The organism is Bordetella sp. (assembly GCF_057362025.1).
The window spans coordinates 153,609-173,461 of record NZ_JBMQQZ010000015.1 but is presented as its reverse complement, the minus strand read 5'-3'; the positions used below and the strand labels follow the sequence as shown (position 1 = coordinate 173,461).

At 66.2% G+C, this 19,853-nt stretch carries 16 protein-coding genes and 1 tRNA gene; 9 read left to right on the top strand and 8 right to left on the bottom strand.

Annotation, left to right across the window (positions count from 1 at the left end; translation table 11 throughout):
- Positions 1–137: 137 nt before the first annotated feature.
- Complete coding sequence (locus ACO1P8_RS05350) at positions 138–2,363, top strand: AsmA family protein (protein WP_486294870.1); 2,226 nt, start codon at positions 138–140, stop codon at positions 2,361–2,363.
- Here ACO1P8_RS05350 and ACO1P8_RS05345 read toward each other — a convergent pair.
- A complete protein-coding gene (locus ACO1P8_RS05345) occupies positions 2,360–3,976 on the bottom strand; it encodes a sensor domain-containing diguanylate cyclase (protein ID WP_486294869.1) in 1,617 nt (538 codons plus the stop codon). The two genes, ACO1P8_RS05350 and ACO1P8_RS05345, sit on opposite strands and share 4 nt — an antisense overlap.
- Before the next feature lie 333 nt (positions 3,977–4,309).
- Here ACO1P8_RS05345 and ACO1P8_RS05340 point away from each other — a divergent pair.
- Positions 4,310–4,385, top strand: a tRNA-Lys gene (locus ACO1P8_RS05340).
- Between the two features lie 145 nt (positions 4,386–4,530).
- Here ACO1P8_RS05340 and ACO1P8_RS05335 read toward each other — a convergent pair.
- Positions 4,531–5,514 carry a Bug family tripartite tricarboxylate transporter substrate binding protein gene (locus ACO1P8_RS05335; RefSeq protein WP_486294868.1) on the bottom strand — a complete coding sequence of 328 codons (984 nt, stop codon included), beginning with the start codon at positions 5,512–5,514 and terminating at the stop codon, positions 4,531–4,533.
- Between the two features lie 276 nt (positions 5,515–5,790).
- On the opposite strand from ACO1P8_RS05335, the gene ACO1P8_RS05330 reads away from it, so the two are divergent.
- Together ACO1P8_RS05330 and ACO1P8_RS05325 are read left to right on the top strand one after the other, a co-directional pair.
- Positions 5,791–6,765, top strand: coding sequence for a tripartite tricarboxylate transporter substrate binding protein (locus tag ACO1P8_RS05330; protein WP_486294867.1), 975 nt, complete (start codon positions 5,791–5,793; stop codon positions 6,763–6,765).
- 65 nt (positions 6,766–6,830) lie between these two features.
- Positions 6,831–7,640: an aspartate/glutamate racemase family protein gene (locus ACO1P8_RS05325; RefSeq protein ID WP_486294866.1), complete on the top strand. Its 810-nt coding sequence runs from the start codon at positions 6,831–6,833 to the stop codon at positions 7,638–7,640.
- Here ACO1P8_RS05325 and ACO1P8_RS05320 read toward each other — a convergent pair.
- Positions 7,588–8,541 carry a LysR family transcriptional regulator gene (locus ACO1P8_RS05320; RefSeq protein ID WP_486294865.1) on the bottom strand — a complete coding sequence of 318 codons (954 nt, stop codon included), beginning with the start codon at positions 8,539–8,541 and terminating at the stop codon, positions 7,588–7,590. The two genes, ACO1P8_RS05325 and ACO1P8_RS05320, sit on opposite strands and share 53 nt — an antisense overlap.
- Positions 8,542–8,678: 137 nt before the next feature.
- On the opposite strand from ACO1P8_RS05320, the gene ACO1P8_RS05315 reads away from it, so the two are divergent.
- Genes ACO1P8_RS05315 through ACO1P8_RS05295 form a run of 5 tightly spaced genes read left to right on the top strand, consistent with a single transcriptional unit; the run spans position 8,679 to position 13,788 of the window.
- Positions 8,679–10,127: an FAD-dependent oxidoreductase gene (locus ACO1P8_RS05315; protein ID WP_486294864.1), complete on the top strand. Its 1,449-nt coding sequence runs from the start codon at positions 8,679–8,681 to the stop codon at positions 10,125–10,127.
- Positions 10,128–10,139: 12 nt separating this feature from the next.
- Positions 10,140–11,522 (top strand): MmgE/PrpD family protein, encoded by a 1,383-nt coding sequence (locus ACO1P8_RS05310; RefSeq protein ID WP_486294863.1) that lies wholly within the window; start codon positions 10,140–10,142, stop codon positions 11,520–11,522.
- Between the two features lie 3 nt (positions 11,523–11,525).
- Entirely contained in the window at positions 11,526–12,290 is a 765-nt protein-coding gene (locus ACO1P8_RS05305) for an SDR family NAD(P)-dependent oxidoreductase (protein ID WP_486294862.1), read from the top strand.
- A 52-nt stretch (positions 12,291–12,342) separates the two neighbouring features.
- Positions 12,343–12,936 (top strand): cysteine hydrolase family protein, encoded by a 594-nt coding sequence (locus ACO1P8_RS05300; RefSeq protein ID WP_486294861.1) that lies wholly within the window; start codon positions 12,343–12,345, stop codon positions 12,934–12,936.
- Between the two features lie 21 nt (positions 12,937–12,957).
- The gene (locus ACO1P8_RS05295; protein WP_486294860.1) at positions 12,958–13,788 is read left to right on the top strand and encodes an aspartate/glutamate racemase family protein; all 831 of its coding nucleotides are present in this window, start codon (positions 12,958–12,960) and stop codon (positions 13,786–13,788) included.
- A 46-nt stretch (positions 13,789–13,834) separates the two neighbouring features.
- Here ACO1P8_RS05295 and ACO1P8_RS05290 read toward each other — a convergent pair whose 3' ends face one another.
- From ACO1P8_RS05290 to tcuA, 5 genes are all read right to left on the bottom strand, one after another.
- The gene (locus ACO1P8_RS05290) at positions 13,835–14,857 is read right to left on the bottom strand and encodes a Bug family tripartite tricarboxylate transporter substrate binding protein (protein ID WP_486294859.1); all 1,023 of its coding nucleotides are present in this window, start codon (positions 14,855–14,857) and stop codon (positions 13,835–13,837) included.
- A gap of 59 nt (positions 14,858–14,916) precedes the next feature.
- The gene (locus ACO1P8_RS05285; RefSeq protein WP_486294858.1) at positions 14,917–15,993 is read right to left on the bottom strand and encodes an electron transfer flavoprotein subunit alpha/FixB family protein; all 1,077 of its coding nucleotides are present in this window, start codon (positions 15,991–15,993) and stop codon (positions 14,917–14,919) included.
- A gap of 12 nt (positions 15,994–16,005) precedes the next feature.
- Positions 16,006–16,803: a hypothetical protein gene (locus ACO1P8_RS05280; RefSeq protein ID WP_486294857.1), complete on the bottom strand. Its 798-nt coding sequence runs from the start codon at positions 16,801–16,803 to the stop codon at positions 16,006–16,008.
- Positions 16,804–16,816: 13 nt separating this feature from the next.
- Entirely contained in the window at positions 16,817–18,202 is a 1,386-nt protein-coding gene (locus ACO1P8_RS05275) for an FAD-dependent oxidoreductase (RefSeq protein ID WP_486294856.1), read from the bottom strand.
- 155 nt (positions 18,203–18,357) lie between these two features.
- The gene (gene tcuA / locus ACO1P8_RS05270; RefSeq protein ID WP_486294855.1) at positions 18,358–19,836 is read right to left on the bottom strand and encodes an FAD-dependent tricarballylate dehydrogenase TcuA; all 1,479 of its coding nucleotides are present in this window, start codon (positions 19,834–19,836) and stop codon (positions 18,358–18,360) included.
- Positions 19,837–19,853 lie beyond the last annotated feature (17 nt).

Here is a 19,853-nt window from a genome sequence, read left to right as displayed (position 1 = left end):
TGCGAGGGGACTGGCCCCGGGCCGCAATGTTAATGCGGATTCGCCGCGGGAGGAGGGACCGCCGTGGCACGAAATATGCGCCCCGCCGCCTGCTGACGGGCACGCCGACTGGCGGCGATTGAAAAGAAGGCGACGTAATGGCGCGTAAATATAAGGTTTTGGCCGGTATCGGCGCAGCGGTCATTTTAATCCTGGTGGCCGCGATCGTGTTTCTTGCCACCCTGGACTTGAACAGATTCAAGCCCTTTGTGGAAGAGAAGGCCAGCGCGGCGCTGGGGCGGCCGGTGGCGATCCATGGCGACCTGGCGCTCGCGTGGCGGCGCTCGCACGAGGACCATGGCTGGCGCGCCTGGATTCCGTGGGCCCAGATAACCGCCGCCGATATCTCGGTGGCCAACACAGACTGGGGCCGCGCGCCGCAATTTGCCACCCTGAAACACCTGGGCTTCAGGGTCGGCCTGCTGCCTTTGCTGACGCACACCGTCGCCTTGCGGCAGGTCGAACTGGGAGAACCGTCGGTCAGCCTGGAGCGGCGGGCCGACGGCAGCGCAAACTGGGTCTTCACGCCGCAGGATGAAAAGGACCCGGACAAGGAAAAGGACAAGGGCTCGGCCTGGCGGCTGGATGTGCGCGAAATTGCCTTCGACAAGGGCACCATCGGGTACCTGGACGAAACGCGCCAGGCCGATATGCAAGTCGTCGTGGATCCCTTGGGCAAGCCGGTGTCCATTGCCAATCTTGCGGGAGCGGCGGTGGCCGGCGATCTGGCCGGCCGGAAGGCGCCGCCCCCGGGCGGCGGTGCCACGGCGGGGTCGCAGCCGCCCCAGGGTGGCGACGATGCCTACGTGTTCGGCTGGCGCGCAAAGGGCAAGTACAAGGGCCTGGAGGTCGATGGCCAGGGGCGCATCGGCGGGGTGCTGGCCATGCAGGACACCGCCAAACCCTTCCCGGTGGAAGTGAAGGCGGCTGTGGGCCAGACCAAGGCGTCGGCGACGGGGACGCTGACCGATCCCACGCACCTGGGCGCGCTGGATCTGCGTCTGACCCTGTCGGGCGCCAGCATGGCGGATCTCTATCCGCTGATCGGCGTCGCGCTGCCGGATACCCCGCCCTACAGCACGGATGGGCACCTGGTCGGGCGTCTGAACGAGCCGCAAGGCGCGGTGTATGAATACCGGGACTTCAACGGCAAAGTCGGGGATAGCGATATCCACGGCGACCTTACCTTCACCAACGGCAAGCCGCGGCCCCGCCTTCAGGGGCAATTCACCTCCAACCTGCTGCGCTTCGCGGACCTGGGACCTCTGGTAGGGGCGGACACCGGCAAGGGAAGCGGACGCAAGGCCGCTTCGGACAGCGCCAAGGTGGCGCGCGCGGAGCGGGCATCCGGACAGGCCGCCACGTCGGACGGCGGCAGCCCGTCGGAGCAGCCGCCGGACAAGGCCTTGCCGGTACAGGAGTTCCGCACCGATCGCTGGGCCGCGATGGACGCCGATGTCAGTCTGAAGGCCAAAAAAATCGTCCAGTCCGCCCAACTTCCGATCAGCGATCTGCAGGTGCGCGCGGTGATGAACGACGGCGCGCTGGCCCTGACCCCGCTGCGCTTCGGCCTGGCAGGCGGTACCCTGGATGCGGATATCCACCTCGACGGGTCCAAGAAACCGATGCCGGGGCGAGCCAAGGTTTCCGCGCGCGGCCTTCAATTGCAGCAGCTCTTTCCCAAATTGCAGAGTATGCGGCGCAGCCTTGGCGAACTGAATGGCGATGCCGCGCTGAGCGCCAACGGCAATTCGGTCGCGGCTCTGCTGGGCTCCGCCAATGGCGAAACCAAGATCCTGGTCAACGACGGACTTATCAGCAGCAGCCTGATGGAACTGGCTGGCCTGAATGTGGGCAACTATGTTGTAGCCAAACTGTTCGGCGATGAAGAAGTACCGATCAACTGCGCGGCCGCGGATATCGCCCTGAAAGACGGATTGGCCAAGCCTGACCTGTTCGTCTTCGATACCGAAAACGCGGTTATCGATATCGATGGTACGGTCAACTTCAAATCCGAAGCCATCGACCTGGATATCACGCCGCATAGCAAGGGGCTGCGCATCATATCGCTGCGCTCGCCCCTGTACGTGGACGGGACATTGAAGAATCCCAAGGCGGGGGTGAAGGTCGGACCGCTGCTCGCGCGGGGGGCGGGGATGGTGGCGCTGGGCGCCGCGTTGACGCCCGCAGCGGGCTTGCTGGCCTTGATCGTCCCCAGCAACCAGGGCGCGGAGAACCAGTGTTCGACGATGTTGCACGAGATGCAGCAGGCGCCCAAGGCCCCGCCGCCGCGCCCCGCGACGAAGGCGCGCCAGACGCGTTAGCGCGCCGCCTGCGCGGAGGCTGCACCTGGCCGCGCCACCGCCAGGAAACCCTCCGGACTGTCCGGCGCGGCGACGCAGGTCTGGTTGCGGCCGTGGTTTTTGGCGTAATACAGCGCCTTGTCCGCCTCTTTCATCACGGCATAGACGTCCTTGCCGTGGTCGGGACAGCGGGAAACGCCGATCGATATCGTCACCGTGCCGCCCGTGGGATTCACCGCCTCTTCCATCGACACACGCAAGCGTTCCGCGGCGCGTACCGCGTCGTCCAGCGAGGTGGCGGGCAGCAGCATGGTGAATTCTTCGCCGCCGGCGCGCGCCAGCACGTCGTTGCTGCGGGAGCCGTGGCGCATCAGCGAAGCCAGCACGCGGATGACGTCGTCGCCGGTGTCGTGGCCATGGCGATCATTGATGGCTTTGAAGTTATCGATGTCGACCACCGCCACCGCGAACGGCACGCCGGTACTGACGAACTCGTCGAGGGCCCGCATCAGGCCGCGGCGATTGAGCAGCGACGTAAGCGCGTCCGTCGTCGACTCGCGCCGCAGGTTGCGCATCTTGTGATTGATGCTGCCCAGCCCGGTCAGCAGCGCGCGTTTCAATTGGGCCGCCTCGAAGTACCACGACCGCACGCCGCGGATGCGGTCGGAGGCGTCCAGTTCGTCCATCTGCTTGGCCGCGCTGGCCAACTGCCATAGGGGCTGGGCGATCAGCTTGGAGAGCCAGCCGATGCAAAGCAGCAGCACGATCATCAAAGGCAGGGAATTGCGCACGGTCAGCCAAAGAAGATCGTCCATGCGCTGCAGTGTGCCCAGCACGGGCCGCTGGGCCACCAGGCCCCAGCCGGTGGACGGGACGACGGCATAGCCCGCGAGCATCTCCACGCCCTTGGTATTGCGCGCGCGCCGTTCACCGGATACGCCCCGCATGATGTCGCCAACGATGGGATTGGTGCCCACCGATTCGCCGATGCGTCCGACGTCCGGGTGGTAGATCAGTTTGCCGGTGCGATCCACGACATACAGGTAGGAGCCGTCGCGGTAATAGTGTTCGCCCAGCAGCAGGTGCAGCGCGTTCGGCTCATGCAGGTACAAGGTGCCGGCGATAAAGCCGATGTAGCGACCCTCGCGGTCGAATATGGGGTGGGAATTCAGGATGACCCAGCGTCCCGTGATGCCCTGATAGGGCTCGCTGATCTCGGGCTGCTTGGACCGCAGCGCGCGCCGCACGGCCTCGCTGTCCGGGCGCGCGCCCACCAGGCTCGTGAGGGGCGGATCCACGGCTTGTATCAGGCCCGTAGCGTCCACCACCAGCACTGAATTGAAATGATCGTTCTGTCGCATCAGGCGACGCGTCTCATCGGCGGCACGGTCCGGACCGGTCTCCATATCCGACAGCATGCTGGCGCTGTACGCCAATTCCTGCCGGGTGGTCTTGATGAAGTTATCCGTGGTCCTTGCCAGCTTGGCCGCGTATGCGCGATTGCCTTCCAGGGTGTTGTTCAGGAGGATTTCGCGCTGTACCCGATAGCTGGCGTAAAAGCTGTTTCCCAGCGCCACCAGTACCGAACATAAACACAGCCACAGGATGAGACGCCGCAGGTCGATTCTGAACATGGAAGTGGGCTGCCGGCGCTACTCAAGCTTGGAATCCAAGATGATACGCCCTGTACCTCCGAAAGGAGGAGGGTGGGTCGGGCTTGTGGGCGGCCAAGGGCGGAGGCTGGGGGCGGTTTGTCGCGCTGGGGCGACAGGCTGCCGGGGGTGCCGCGGTGGTGGGGCGGGCGGCTTGGCCGAGGCGGAGAAAACATGTATACTCTTGCCTCTTGATTCGGGCGACGTCGCTTTGGGGGGAAACCCTGGGGCATCTTGAATGGACCGCCGTCCCGGGTCGAGCGGCCGTATCGAGGATTGCGCGGGATATCCCGCAAGCCTCGGATCGCGCAAATCGGGCTGTTAGCTCAGTTGGTAGAGCAGCGGACTCTTAATCCGTAGGTCGAGTGTTCGAGCCACTCACAGCCCACCAGTAAATTCAAGCATTTAGGCCAATCCTTCGGGGTTGGCCTTTTTGTTCTTCGGGATTGCGTTGGCGCCATGGGGGCATTTTGAATGCCGCGCCTATCCATTCCGATCGTCGTCATGCGCAGGTACAAGCTGTTTTCGCGCCTGTCTCAGTGGGTCGACACCCCGCCTATCTTCTTGACCAGTGCCGCCCACTTGGCGACGTCCTCGCGCAGGTAGGCGTTGTAGTGGTCGGGATCGTCCGCGACCACGGTTCCTCCCTGCTGCGTGATCTTTTCCCGGAAGGCGGTATCGGCGGCGGCCTGCTTGATGACGCCGTACAGCTTGTCCACGACCGGACGCGGTGTGCCGGCTGGCGCGAGCAGGCCGAACATGGTGCCGATCTCGATGTTCAGCCCCTGCTCGGCGAAGGTGGGCACGTCGGGCAGCACGGGCAGGCGGTCCTTGCTGGCGACGCCCAGCGCCTTGAGCTGGCCTGACGACAACAGGCCCTGCGCCGAGATGTAGGTGGTGAATGTCATCTGCACCTGGCCCGAAAGCACGTCCGTTAGCGCGGGCGCGGCGCCGGTGTAGGGCACATGGGTGATGTCGAGTTTCGTCGCTTGCTTGAACATTTCGCCGGCCAGGTGGGGGGCGCCACCCGCGCCGCTGCTGGAAAAGTTCAGCACCCCGGGATGTGCCTTGCCGTAGGCGATCAGGCCTGCAAGGTTGTCGTCGGCGAAGCCAGCCTTGGTCACCAGCATCATGGGCGCGAAGGCCACCATGGTCACGCCGGTGAAGTTTCTGACGGGGTCGTAGGGCGTCTGCGGGATGACCGCCGGGTTCAGCGTGAGATTGGTGCTGGTGAACAGCAGCGTATAACCGTCGGGCGTGGCGCGCGCCACGATGTCGGCGCCGATATTGCCGCTGGCGCCCGGACGGTTGTCGACGATGATGGGCTGCTTCAGCGCCTTGGTCAGGCGTTCGGCGGTGCTGCGGGCCAGGATGTCGGTGCTTCCGCCGGGCGCCCACGGCACCACCAGCCGTATGGGCTTGGAAGGGTACTCTGCGGCGGCCATGGCCGGCCGTGGCGTGGCGAGACTGCCCAGGGACAAGGCCATGACGGCCATGGCGGCGCGCAAGCGCTGGTTCATCATAGTCTCCCGATGATCGTATTCGTTGTGCGGTGATTCTTGCTCGCGCGCAGGCAACCGCGATAGCGTCGGGCGGCGAATGCGCCATTCAATAAATCCGAAAGGAACGCATGTCGACCGGGCATCCGTGGTGTTCCAGCATTCAAGATAAGTGAATCGGCCCTTCGGCTTCTTCGCGTTCTCCGATCGGCGAGGCAAGGGCAAAATGGCCCGCACACCAACGGTAAAACCAGGACCATGACGAGGCCTATCCGAGGGCCCATGCAGGAGACGACCTTGAAGCACCTGAAGACCTTGCTTGCCAGCGGCTTGCTGGCCTCCCTGGGGCTGGCCGGCGCGGCGCAGGCCGCCGCCTATCCGAACAAGCCCATACGCCTGGTCGTGGGCTTTCCAGCGGGGGGAGCGTCGGATGTGGCCGCGCGCGCCATCGCCGCCAAGATGGGGGCTTTGCTGAACCAGCCCATAATCATCGAGAACAAGGCTGGGGCGGCCAGCAATATCGGCTCGGACTACGTCGCCAAGGCGGCGCCGGACGGCTATACGGTGCTGTTCGGCACCATCTCGCTGGCGGTCAATCCCAGCCTGTATCCCAAGCTTAGCTACGACCCGCTGAAGGATCTCATCCCCGTGGCGCAAGTCGCTTCCACACCCTTCCTGCTGGTAGTCAATCCGAGCACGCCCTACCACTCCGTGGCGGACCTGATCGCAGCCGCCAAGAAGCCTTCCGACAAGCCGATCTACTTCGCGAGTGCGGGCAACGGGTCGGGCGCCCACCTGTTCGCGGAGCTGTTCAAAAGCCAGGCCGGCATCAACATGCAGCACGTGCCCTATCGCGGCGCGGCGCCGGCCATGGCCGACGTGCTGGGCGGGCAGGTCCCGCTGACGTTCGACAACATCGTTACGACCCTGCCCCTGGTCAAGGGTGGCAAGCTGCGCGCCCTGGCGGTCACGACCAAGACGCGCTCGCGCGCGGCGCCCGACATTCCGACCGTGGCCGAAGCCGGCGTGCCCGGCTATGACGCCACGGCGTGGTTTGGCCTCTTCGCCCCGGCCGGCACGCCGCCTGCGGTTATCCAGAAGCTCAGCGATACGGCTGCCCAGGCCACGCAGGCGCCCGAAGTGCGCGCAGCACTGGAGGCCGTCGGCTGCGATCCCATGGGCACAAGCCCCAAGGAATTCGATACGTTCTTCAGGTCGGAAGTGAAAAAGTGGGCCAAGGTCGTAGACGAGGCCCACGTCAAGGTGGATTGACCCGCGGGGGCATGGACCTGTCCGGCGGGTGGATAGATCAACAACCCTGTTTCAAGCAGCGATATATGAAAATCTGGCATCAAAGCTTTACCGTCCTCAGCGACCTCGGGCCCTACAGCGACGCGCTGAAGCGGCACTTTGCCAAGGTGGCGCGACCCGATACGCAGATCGACATGCACGGGATGCAGGTCGGCACCTACCGCAGCAATTATCCTGGTACCGACATCCGCCACGTGGCCTTCCAGTATGTGCACGCGCTGCAATTCATGGCCGCCGCGGTGCAGGCCCGGGAGGAAGGCTACGACGTCTACGCAATCAGCACGCTGCCCGAACCCGCCTTGCGCGAGATCCGCAGCCTGGTCGACATCCCCGTGATCGGCTACGGCGAATCGGCCATGCTGACGGCCTGCATGCTGGGCCGCAAGTTCGGGGTGCTGCTGTTCATCGACGACATGAACGAACTGATCGCCGAGAACGCCCGCAACCACGGGCTGGAGTCCCGCTTCGCTGGCGCGGTGCCGGTAGGCTTCGCCTTCAACGACGTGCTGAAGGCGTTCGACGATGCCGGCGAGCTGATCGAGCGATTCAAAATGGCAGCGCGCAAGCTGATCGCACAGGGTGCCGACGTCATCATCCCGGGCGAGGCGCCCATGAACGTGCTGCTGGCGCAGAACGGGGTGGTTGAAGTGGATGGCGTGCCCATCCTCGATTCGCTGGCGGCCTGGGTCAAGCAGGCCGAGACCATGCACGACCTGCGCACCAAGTGCGGCATCAAGACCAGCCGCAAGGGCTATTTCCACAAGCAGCCCGAAGCCGACCGAGTCAGTGAGGTTTTTTCTTTCTACGGTCTGGACCGACTGCAACCATCGTCGTGACGCTGGGGCGGCGCCGCGCGTCGAAGATCTCCAGCAGGAAGTCGATGAAGGCGCGCACCTTGGGCGCCGCGAAACGCGACTTCACCGTCACGGCGTGGAAAGTGCGCTTGCTGGTCTGCCAGTCGGGGAACAGCTCGACCAGCTCGCCGCGCTTGATGAAGTCGCTGACGAAGACATCCAGGACGTAGATCAGGCCCACGTTCTGCAAGGCGGCCTGGATCAGCGCTGCCGTATTGTTGAAGCTGAGCGGGCCGCCTGGGTACACGACCGCCTCGTCGCCATTCTTGGCGAAGCGCCAGGGATTGGGCGTATGGTTGCCCTCGGCGAACAGGCCCAGGCAGCGGGCCGGATCGAGATCGCGCGGCGTGGCCGCACGCATGGCCCCTACGGTTTCCGGTGTACCGCAAACGATGTACTGGGCCTCGTAGATAGGACGGCCCACGAGGTCCGCATCTTCGACCCTGTCCATGCGGATGGCCACGTCAGTGGCGCGCTCGATCAAATTGTGCGGGTCGTTGGTCAGGGTCACGGAAACCGAAAGGCCAGGATGGCGGCGCGTCAGCGCCACCAGGGCCGGGCACAACAGATTCTGGCCGATGGCAAAGGGCGCTTCGACACGCAGGGAGCCGGCGATGTCGCTGCCTTGCCGCTTCACGTCAGTCTCGGCGCGGGCCACGCTGCGCAGGATTTCCTGGCAATGCGGTAGGAAGATCCGCCCCTCCTCCGTCAGGTGCAGATGCCGCGAACTGCGTTGGATCAGTGTCGTACCCAGATGCGCCTCCAGGTTGCGCAGGCTGGTGGTGACCGTGGCGTTGGCGAGGTCCAGCGATTCGGCAGCGCGCGAGAGGCTGCCGCACTCCATCACGCGCACGAACACCTCCATGGCCCATAGCTTGTCCATGTGTCTCCTTTCGATTTTTTCTAATCACGCATTAGCCGCCGGGGGCTAACACGCGCGCAGGCTGCATCCTACTCTATCGAGTGTAGCGCCGACGCAGACGGCGCAGGTGTCTACCTATTATCCTGAGGATGGAGAGCATGGAACGTGAATTCGATGTCGTGGTGGCCGGTTGCGGCGTGGCGGGGCTGTCGGCGGCCGTGGCAGCGGCCGAGCGCGGCTTGACGGTGGCGGTGCTCGAACGTGCGAGCCGCGAGGAACGCGGCGGCCAGAGCCGCTATACCGAGGCCTACCTGCGGATGAAGGCCATCGACCAGGTCTCCGACGATTTCGAGACGCACCTGGCCGAGAATGCCGGCGTCTACATGGACCCGGATTTCGAGGCGGAGATGGGACAGGGGCGGGAATCGTGGTCGCATGCCGCGCGCACGCTCTCGGTGCTGGATCCCGAGTTGATCAGCTGCTTCGCCGACCACGTTCCCGAGACCATCGCGTGGCTGCAGGACATGGGGGTGAAGTTCGATTTCTTGCCCACGCAGTTCCTGACCAAGACGCAACCGCGCCTGCTGCCCGTGGGCGGCGGCGAAGCGCTGGTGGAGGCCCTGGCCGTCAAGGCGGAGAGCCTGGGCGTGACCTTTCTGTACCACACCACCGCGCGGCGCCTGCTGGTCGACGACACCGGCACCGTGCAGGGGCTGCTCGCGCATCATGCGCAGGAGGGCGGCCGGCGTCTGAAGGGCGCGGTGGTGCTGGCGTGCGGCGGCTTCGAGGGCAACTCCGCGCTTATGGCCAAGTACATCGGTCCGCGCTCCGTGTATCTGCGTCCGGTCTGCAAGGGCGGGTACTTCAATCGCGGCGAAGGCATAGAAATGGCTTTCGATGCCGGTGCGGCGCCCAGCGGGGAATTCGGCAGCTACCACGCCGAACCGGTCGATCCGCGTTCCGGGGTGTCCGAACCGTCGGTCTTCATCTTTCCTTACGGCGTGCTCGTCAACAAAGCGGGCCAGCGTTTCACCGACGAAGCGCCGGGTACCGTGGACGCCTACTACGAGCGTGTCACCCGCCGCATCTACGAACAGGAGCAGGGCATCGCGTGGGTCATCCTGGACCAACGCGTGAAGGACGTGCCCAACTATCGCCTGGCCATCCGTACCGACCAGCCGGCTATCGAGGGCGACACGCTGGCGGCGCTGGCGGCCAGGATCGGTTTGCCCGAGGGCGCGCTGGAAGCCACCGTGGAACGCTACAACGCAGCCTGCCCGACCGAAGCCGGCTTCAAGCCGCTGGAGCTCGACGGCCTGGCCACGCAGGGATTGACGCCCATGAAGTCCAACTGGTCGCGCCGAATCGAGCAAGGGCCGTACATGGCGTATCCCATCATTTCGTCGAACGTGTTTACCTTTGGCGGGCTGAAGATCAATCCGGCCGGGCAGGTGCTCGATACCGACGGCAATCCGATGAAGAACCTGTACGCGGCCGGCGAGATCGTCGGTACCTACTACACCAACTACACAGGGGCCACGTCGGTGCTCAAGGGGCTCGTCTTCGGGCGCCGGTCCGCCAACCATATCGCCGACACACGCATATAGAAGAGGCCGCCCATGACAGCCGACTTCTCCGTATCACTGGCCGCCGCGCCAGTCGCGCTGAGCAGCGACCTGGCGCGGGTGTTCTTGCGGGCGCGCCAGGCCGGCGTGCCCACGGATCTGCGCGCCAAGACGCGCCTGCATATCGCGGACTCGCTGGGCATCGCCCTGGCGGCGCGCCGCGGCGAACTGGGCGGCCAAGTCATCGCGGGCTTGCAGGCCGGGCACGGCACGGGCGCCAGCGGCCTGTTTGGCGGCGGCCGTGCCGCGCCGCTGGCGGCCGCCTTCATCAATTCCTCGTTGATCCACATCCTCGATTACGACGACATCCACGACGTCGGCCGCCTGCACCCCAGCACCTGCGTGTTGCCGGCGGCTATGGCCGCCGCCGAGCTGGCCGACGCCACGGACGAGACGGTGGTCGACGCGGTGGCGCTGGGCAATGAATTGATGTGCCGGCTGGGCGTGACCTGCGCGCCGCAGGGCGAAGGCCCGGGCGCGGAGTGGTTCTTGACCCAGTTGTTCGGTTATCTGGCTGCCGGCATGGCGGCGGGCCTGGTGCTGGGCCTGGACCAGCGCCAGCTGGTGTCCACCCTGGGCCTGGCCTATATGCAACTCGCGGGGGGCAAGGAGGCCGGCTTCGGCACGGGCGCCACGGCGCGCGGCATCTATCCGGCATTCGCGGCGCAGGGGGGGCTGCAGGCCGCCCTGCTGGCGCGCGCTGGCGTGACGGGACCGGCGGGCTCCATGGACGGCGCCGCCGGCCTGTTCCGGCTCTATCTTGCGGGCGCCTTGTCCACGCGGCAGCGCGCCATGTTGCTCGATTTCTCGACGTGGCATGCACGTGACGTCGATATCAAGCCCTGGCCCAGCTGCCGCCTCTCGCATCCCTATGTTGCGGTGGCGATGGCGGCGCGCGAGGCCAGTGTCGCGCATCCCGACGCGCAAGTCCGGGTGGCGGTCAATCCCTCATCGGGACGGCTGTGCCGTCCCTTGGCGCAGCGCCGCTGCCCCGCGACGCTGCAGGACGCCAAATACAGCATTCCTTTCATGACGGCTTATGTTCTGGTGCATGGCGCGCCGACGCTGCAGGGTTTTTCGAGCGACGTACTGTCCGATCAGGCGGTCCTGGCCGTCGCAGCGCGCATCGAGCTGCAAGACGGTCTGCCGGACAACCCTGGGCATCCGCAGGCGCAGCTGGCGCTGATGGAAAACGGGGTGGAGGTCTGGCAGACGCGGTTCCAGGCGCAGGACCTGCGCGTGGATGAGGCGCTGGTGCGAAAGAAATTCGAGGACTGCCTGCGATACGCAGGCCGGCCCGCCCAGGCCGGCGTCCTTTGGAACTATGTCATGGAAGGCCGCCTGAGGGCGGCGTTCCAGCTGGCTTGCGAGGAATGACGGATGCACATTATGTACGGCAATGAACTTTACGCGGGCCGTGTCGCCCTGGTGACGGGCGGGGCGGGTGGCATAGGCCGGGCCGTCAGCGAGGCCCTGGCGGCCCATGGCGCGCAGGTGGTGGCCGCCGACCGTGTGGCCTTCGAGCCGGCCACGCCCGGCATCCAGGCCGTGCCGCTGGACGTCAGACGACGGGAGGACGTCGTGCGCTGCATGGACGACGCCGTGGCGCGTCGGGGACGCCTGGATATCCTGGTGAACGTGGCCGGCATCGTGTCCATGGGCAGTGCGGAAACCCTGGCCGAGGCCGAATGGGACCGTGTCATCGACATTAATCTCAAGGGCACGTTCCTGTGCTGCCAGGCCGCCATCCCGCATATGAAACGCGCGGGTGGCGGCCGCATCGTCAACCTGGGCTCCGTCATCGGCAAGAACGGCGGCAACCCGCGGCCGTGGCTGGATCCGCGCGAACTGGACCGGGCCAGCAATGTGGCTTATGGTGCATCGAAGGCCGGCGTGCACATCATGACGGCCTTCCTGGCCAAGGAGCTCGCCACGGCCGGCATTACCGTCAACGCCGTGGCGCCCGGCCCCGTTGCGTCGGCCATGACCACCCAGTTTCCGCAGGCCCTGCGCGATCTGATCCCCATGGGACGCATGGGCGCGGCCGAGGAAGTCGCCGCGGCCGTGCTATTCCTGGCGGCCCCGCAATCCGGTTTCATCACGGGCGAGATACTGGACGTCAACGGCGGCATCTGGTGCGATTGAACGTTCTTTATTCAACCTGATTACTCACTCTCAAACAGAAGGTAGATCAACCATGCAACAACCCCGATCCCTTTTCCTGGTCCTCGACATGCAGAATGATCTGGTCCATGCCGACGGTCCCAACGGCAAGAGCCCGTTGGGCGAGCAGGTGCGCGAGCGCCAAGTGATCGCCAGGACGGCCAAGGCGATTGCCCGTGCGCGCGCCGCCGGCATCGCCGTCGGGTTCGTGCGCGTCGGCTTTTCTGAATGCTATCCGGAATGCCCGCAAGGTTCGCAGGTGTTCTCGGCCGCGCCGCAGCACGGCTTGTTCAAGCTGGGCGCCTGGGGCACCGAGATCCATCCCGAGTTGGAGCAGAAAGCTGGCGACATCCAGGTCGTCAAGCACCGCGTCAGCCCCTTCTACTCGACCACGCTGGAGGCACAGCTGCGCGCCCAGAACATCCAGCGCATCTATTTCTCGGGCGTGTCCACGCAGGCCGTCGTACAGGCGACGGCGCGTGACGGCCATGACCGCGACTACGAAATGATCTTGCTGGAAGACCTCTGCGCCGCGCACAGCGCCCAGGAGCACGCCAACTCTGTCGGCAGCATCGCCCGCTTCTGCAAGAACGAGAACAGCGAAGCCGTGGTCTTTGCCCATCCCTGAGCGCGAACGGAAGGAAAGGCCGTGAAAATCTGGCACCAGAGCTTCACCGATCTGCTAGTGTTTCCGCGCTACCGCGACACCCTCCAGGCGCATGCCGATGCGGTGATGGGCGCACAGGCGCAGGTCGTCGTGCACGGCTTGCGGCCCGGTACCTATCCTCCCGCCGTGGCGCCCATGAGCGTCAACGCCTGCGCGGGCATGCGCATGCTCAACGCCCGCCAGGTCTGCGAGGCGGCGCTGGCCGCCCAGGCGGCCGGCTACGACGCCTTCGCGCTGGGGTGTTTCTTCGATCCGGGGATGACCGAAGCGCGTTCCCTGGTCGACATCCCCGTGGTCAGCCTGACCGAGAGCTGCCTGCTGACGGCCTGCTCGCTGGGGCGCAGGGTCGGCATGATCGCCTTGACGCCTTTCCAGAAGATGCAGACCGAGGACCTGGCGGCGCAATATGGCGTGTCGGGACGTCTGTCGGGCGTGGTGGCCATGAGTCCGGCGGTCAACCTGTTCGACCTGGAGGACGAGGCCGCCGCCGGGTCCATCCGCGACCGCTTTGTCGACGCCGTCCGGACCGCGCTGGCCCAGGGGGCGGAGGTAATCATTCCCGGCGATGGAGTGCTCAATGAGTTTCTGGTGCGCCACCGGCTGCGGGAGGTGGAGGGCGCGGTCGTGTTGGATGCCCTGGGCGTGCTGTTCCATCACGCGGCCTTCTTCGCGCGGGCGCGCGCGGCAGGGTGCCTGGATATCAGCCGTCGGCAGCTATACGCGAAGCCCACGCCTGCCATGGAGGCTCATGCCCGGCAGGCGCTGGGCGCGCGCGAGTATCGGGAAGATCAGTTCTCGGGGCGCGCCGGATAGCGGTATGCGCCCCCCGCATGGTGTCGCGGGCGGGGGCCTCTCTCCGTCAGTTCGTCAACTCGACGCCGGCGTCCTTGATGACCTTGCCCCAGCGCGCATAGTCATCGGCCAGCCGCTTCTGGAAGTCCTGTGGCGTCTCCATTACGGCCGGCGCCATGGCGGCATCCGCCAGAGAGGCCTTTACCCTGGGCCGGTTGACGGCTTCGCGCAGCGCGTTATCCAGCTTCGCTACGACGGCATCCGGTGTGCCCGCGGGTGCGAAGATGCCGACCCAGTTCTCCACGTTGAAGCCCGGCAGGAACTCCTGCGCCGTGGGCACGTCGGACAGGAAGGCCACGCGCTTCTCGCTGGTGACGGCCAGCGGCGTCAGGCGCTTTTCCTTGATGAGGCTATAGAGAGGCGGCAGATCCATGACGATGCCGTCGACGTGCGCGCCCAGGGTGTCGGTGACGGCCGGCCCCGCGCCCTTGTAGGGGACATGCACGATATTGGGCTGGACCTTGCGCAGGAGCTCGATGGTCAGGTGGGGCAGGCCGCCGGTGCCCGACGAGGACAGGGTGATTTGCTGCGTCTTCGCGCGGTCCAGCAGTTCCTTCAAAGTCTTGACGCCCGTCACCTTGGGACCCACGGCGATGGCTTCGGGCGTGAGAGCCATCATGTTCACGGCCTTGAACGCCTTGGGGGCGTTGAAGGGCGGCACCTTCATGGTCTGCGGGGCCAGCACGATGGGGCTGATGCTGGAGAGCAGCAGCGTGTACCCGTCGGGCTCGGACTTGGCCACATGGTCAGCGCCGATGACGCCGCTGGCACCCGCGCGATTCTCGACCACGACGGAGACGCCCAAAGCCTGGCCCAGTTCGGGCGCGATGATGCGCGCCGCGATGTCGTTGGAGCCCCCGGGCGGGTAGCCCACGACCAGGCGTATGGGTTTGTTGGGGAAGCCGTCCGCGGCCGTGGCGGGGGCCGCTGCCACGAGTGACAGGAAGGCCAGGGACGCCGCGAGCCTGCGCAAGGTTTGGCGGGGAGGGGGCAGTTTGCCGACAAGCGCGGCGGGAAGGCGGGGGTTCATGGTTGGTCTCCGTGTCGTTATGAGTGTTCTCTGGGGGGACGCTTGACGATATCGGAATCTCAGGCGCCAGCGGGAAGATCCAATGCCGCGAGCAGGGCTGGCAGCAGCGTTTGCCATTCGGCAACGGCGCCGGCTTCGGCGACGTTGAAAATGTTGGCTTCGGCATTCTTGTTGATGGCCACGATGCGCGTCTGGGGGTCGATGCCGGCCAGGTGCTGGGGCGTACCGGAGATGCCGATGGCCAGATAGATGTCGGGGCCGACATACTTGCCGGAGATGCCGACCTGGCGCGTCACCGGCGCCCAGCCGGCGTCCACGGCCGGCAGACTGGCGCCGACCGCGCCGCCCAGCCGCGCCGCCAGGTCGTAAAGGAGGCGGAAGGCCGTGTCGCTGCCCATGCCGCGTCCCCCCGACACCACGATGCGCGCGCCTTCGAGCGCGGCGTGCGGTTCGTTGCGCGGTACGCGCGCAAGCGGATATGCGGCGCAGGGCGGTGGCAGGCCGTCGAGATCATGGATGACCGTCTTGCCGGGGGATGCAGCCGGCGCAGTCGCTACAGCTGACGCCGGCGCGTCGCCCGCCGCCGTCTCGCGTTGTGTAGTCGCCGCGGGCGCAGTCGCCACGGCGCCCGTCCTGGGCCGCACGACGGCGATCGTCGTGCCGTCGCAGGCCAGGGTAACGGCGAGCCGATTGCCATAGGCGCCCCGGCGCGCATGCAGGATCCCTTGCCCATCGAAATCGAGATCGGTGCAACGCCCCAGAGGCTGGGCCGCAAGGCGGGCGGCCAGGGCGCCCGCGCAGGCTTCGTTATCGGGCTGTGCCGCCATCAGCATCAGGGACCGCGGCAGCAGGACCGCCAGGCCTTCGGCCTGCAAGGCGTTGGCGTACAGGTCGACATATTGAGGTACCTGCAACTCTTCGGCAGGTGTCGGGATGAACCAGGCGTGGTCCATGCCTGCGGCCTCGGCGCTGGCCAGCGCTGCTGCACGCGCCGCCGCCGGCCCGGCCAGCACGGCATGGGCACCGGCGCCACGGCGGTCGGCCAGGCCTCGCAGGTAATCCATGAGGGCGCGGCCCGCCGCAGGAGCCGTGTCGCAGCCGGGAATCAGGGCCAGTAGGGAAAAGGACAGGGACATGGCAGGCATCACTCAATGGGCACGCGCGGGAGCGCGCAGGTAAGCGGCGAGCGCGGCCGCCTGTTCTTCCACCGACCCGCCGAACATCCGGCAATCCTGGGCGCCGCGCGATGCCGGTTCGGCCGGTGCGGCCTGGACCAGCTTGGCGGCCGGGGCGGGCAGGCTGGCATCCGGCGCGGCCTGGTCGAATTGGGACTGCTTGGCCAACGCTACGTTCTTCATGAGCGGATGGCGCAGGCGGTTGCTCTTGTCGTTGCTGATGCTGGCCATGGCGGGGGCAGGCAAGTCCAGCATTTCGTCTTGCCGCGCGCCGCTGCGCAGCAGGGTCCAGCCGGCGTTGGCGCGCGGCCGGACCTGCAAGGCCAGGCCCACGTAAGGCAGGCCCCAGGCCTGTGCCAGGTAGGGCGGCGTCATACCATCGTCCAGATCCCCATGCTCTCGGCCGATGAGGATCAGCGCCGGGCTGGCGCCGTCCTCGCGCAGCAGCGGCGGCGCATGGCGGGCAAGCCAGGCAGGATTGCCGCGTTGCGCGGCGGGCGGACACAGGCCCTGGACGCGATCAGGCTTGAGCGCTGCGATGGACCGCATCAGCACGATGTCCTGCGCGCCATCGGTGACCAGTACCGTTACGCGGGTGGCCGCGCCCTGATCGCGCAGCTTGAGCGCGATCTCCAGCGCGGCCTCGTCGAACGGGCTCAGCTTGTACGACACGGATGCAGCCCCGGGCAACTCGCGCCAATCGCCCGAGGCGGGCTTGGGCAGCGGTTTGCGGGGATCGGCCACGCCGGCGAGGAGTACGGCAACATGCATGGCTGTTTCCGCCTCACGCGGCCAGCGCGGTACGCGCGGCGATGCGGCCGAAGATGGCTGCCTTGCCCAGCGCGGAGCCGGTCATGTAAGCCGCTCCATGCAGGCCGCCGACCACTTCGCCCGCCGCGTACAAACCGGCCAACGGCTCGCCATAGACGTCCAGCACGCGCATGGCAACATCCACGCATAGGCCGCAATAGGTACCGTACACCGCGGCGGTGGACGGGTAGGCGTAGTACGGGCCGGTCTCGATCTTCGCCAGCTTGCCGTGCTGGTGCACCAGGTGGGCGCGGCCGAAATCCAGGTCCTTGCCCTCGTCGACATAGCGGTTGTAGGTCTTGACGGTATCGACCAGCACGTCGGCGGGCACTTCGATCGCCGCCGCCAGGTCTTCCAGCGTGTCGGCCTGGATAACCAGGCCTTCCTCGTGGCGGCGCTCGATGTCCAGGATACGCGTCTGGTTGTCGCCGCTGTCGAAGATGGGCTGATCGAAGATCTGGAACGTGGCGCCATACGGCTGCTGAATGCAGGCATCGCCCAGCAGCTTGTAGGAAATCGACTCGTCGACGTAGCGCTTGCCGTCCTGGTTGACGGCGATGGCGCCCTTGTACACGGCCAGCAGGCTGTGGTGGTTGGTCTCGTCGGTAGGATGCTTGCCGTAGGTGCCCTTAATGTAGATCATGTCGCGGCAGTCGGCGCCCAGTTGCTGGGCCATCTTCAAGCCGTCGCCCGTATTGCCGGCGCCGCCGATGAAGACTGCCGTTTCCTCGTTGTACTGAGGCGCATAGCGGTGTATCAGGGCGGCGTTCTGGACGAAGCCGCCGCTGGCCAGGACCACGCCGCTGCTGCCCAGCACCTTGAAGACCACGCCCCCGCGCTCGGCCGTTACACCAAGCACCCGGCCGTCCTGGTCCGCGCGGATCAGGCGCAAGGCGCGGGTGTCGGTCAGGAGTTGGACGCGGCCGGTGCGCTTGGCGGCAGCCGCCAGCGCCCGCACCGCGTCGGCGGGGTCCACGTTATGCACGCGCGGCACGGACTGGCCCGACGAGGTCTCGATATGCGGGCCGAACTGCACGCCGGCCTGCTTCATCCACTCGTACGTGTCGAGCTGGTTGTCGACGTAGGCCCGCACCAGACCGTCATCGTTTTCGAACTTGCCGACTTCGCGCAGGTCTTTGTACAGCAGCTCGCTGGTGTCCTCGACGCCATTGGCGCGTTGCAGATCGGTACCGGCAAAGGCCAGGCAGCCACCCGACATCGCCGACGAGCCGCCGGTTTCGGACAGTTTCTCCAGCAGGATGACTTCGTGCCCGTCCTGCGCGGCCTGCAGCGCGGCCGCATAGCCGGCCATGCCGGCGCCGACGACGACCAGGGTGGTATTCAAATCGGAAGTGCTCATGGTGTATGTCTTTGCCTTGTTTCTTTCGTGTATGACGTACGCCTATGCCTGTCATGTATGTCGTACGTGTACGCCTTCCATCGGTCGTACGTGTCCGTTCTACTTGTATGTCGCAGGTGTAGGCCTTGCTGGCATATCCGCGCCCGCAGGGCGAGTCAGGCCGCGCGGCCCAGGGTTGCGGCATGGGCCCCGGAAATGCGCCCCAGCACTGACCCGGCGGTCAGGCCTATGCCGCCGGCGTACTTGACGTAATAGAGCCCGCCGACCATTTCGCCGGCAGCGTACAGCCCCGGCAGCGGCCGGTCTTCGCCATCGAGCACCTGGCCGTTGGGATTCACCTTGACGCCTGCATACGTGCAGGTGATGCCGCAGGTCACGGCGTAGGCCACGTAGGGACCGGTGTCTAGCGCATGGGCCCAGTTCGATTTCGGCACGGCCAGGCCGCGCGTGCCGCGGCCGTCCTTGACGGCCGGGTTGAAGGGGATGTCGCGGTCAACGGCCTCATTGAACTCGCGCACCGTCTGCAGGAAGCCGCGCTGATTGATGCCCTCCATTTGGGCGGCCAGCTCCTCCAGCGTATCGGCTTGCAGGCGGGTAGCGTGCTTGACGCGGTATTCGTCGGGCAGCAGGCCCACCGTCTTGGCGTCAAAGACCTGCCACGCCACGGCTCCGGGCTGCGCCAGCACGCGCGCACCCATGCCGGAATAGGTGTAATTGCGAAAATCCAGTCCCTCGTCGACGAAGCGCCGGCCATCGGCATTGACGACAATGCCCAGATTGAAATAGTTCTTCTGCTGGTTGAGCAGGTTGATGTCCCCGAACGCTGGCGCATTCAGGTCGTAGAAAACGGCGTGGCAGCCGGTCCAGTTGCCGTGCGCGATGGCTCCGGCACCGACGGCCATCTCGATGCCGTCGCCCGTGTTGTAGCGCGAGCCCCGCACCTTCGCCAGATCCCAGTTCGGGCCCAGGTACTGGGCGCGCCAGCGTACGTTGGCGTGAAAGCCGCCGGTCGCCAGCACCACCGTCCGTGCCTGTACCTTGCCGCCTTGGCCATCCTGCTCCAGCGCGATGGTCCAGGTATCGCCGGTACGTTCCAGACCGCAGGCGCGGGCGCCATAGCGCAGGTCCAGCCCCAGCTTCTCGGCGTGGGCGTACAGTGACTGCATCAGCCCCAGCCCGCCGCCGGACACCTCGACGGTCAGCCCCCCCCAGAACTTGTTCTTGCCATCGACCTTGAAGGACTGGCGGCCGTAGATGGGCATGAAGCGTACGCCGTGGCCGCGCATCCACATCATGGTGGGAAAGCTCTGGCTGACCACCGTGTCCAGCACGTCGGCGTCGGCGCGGTAGCCGCTCATCGCGACCGCCTCTTCATAGAACTGGTCTTCCGTGTAGCTGCCGAAGTCGCTGTGGGCAAGTTCGTCCTCGCTGAGGTCCGGCATCAGCGTCTTGAGGTCGTCGTTCCCCTTGTAGGCGATACGGAAGGCACCCCCCGTGTAGGCCGAGCTGCCGCCCCGGTTCTCCTTGGGCGCGCGCTCGATGACGACGACACTGGCGCCCGCTTCGTGGGCGGACAGGGCCGCGCACATCGCGGCGTTGCCGCCGCCTATGACCGCCACATCGAAAGTTTGCATCCTGGTCTCCATGGTCA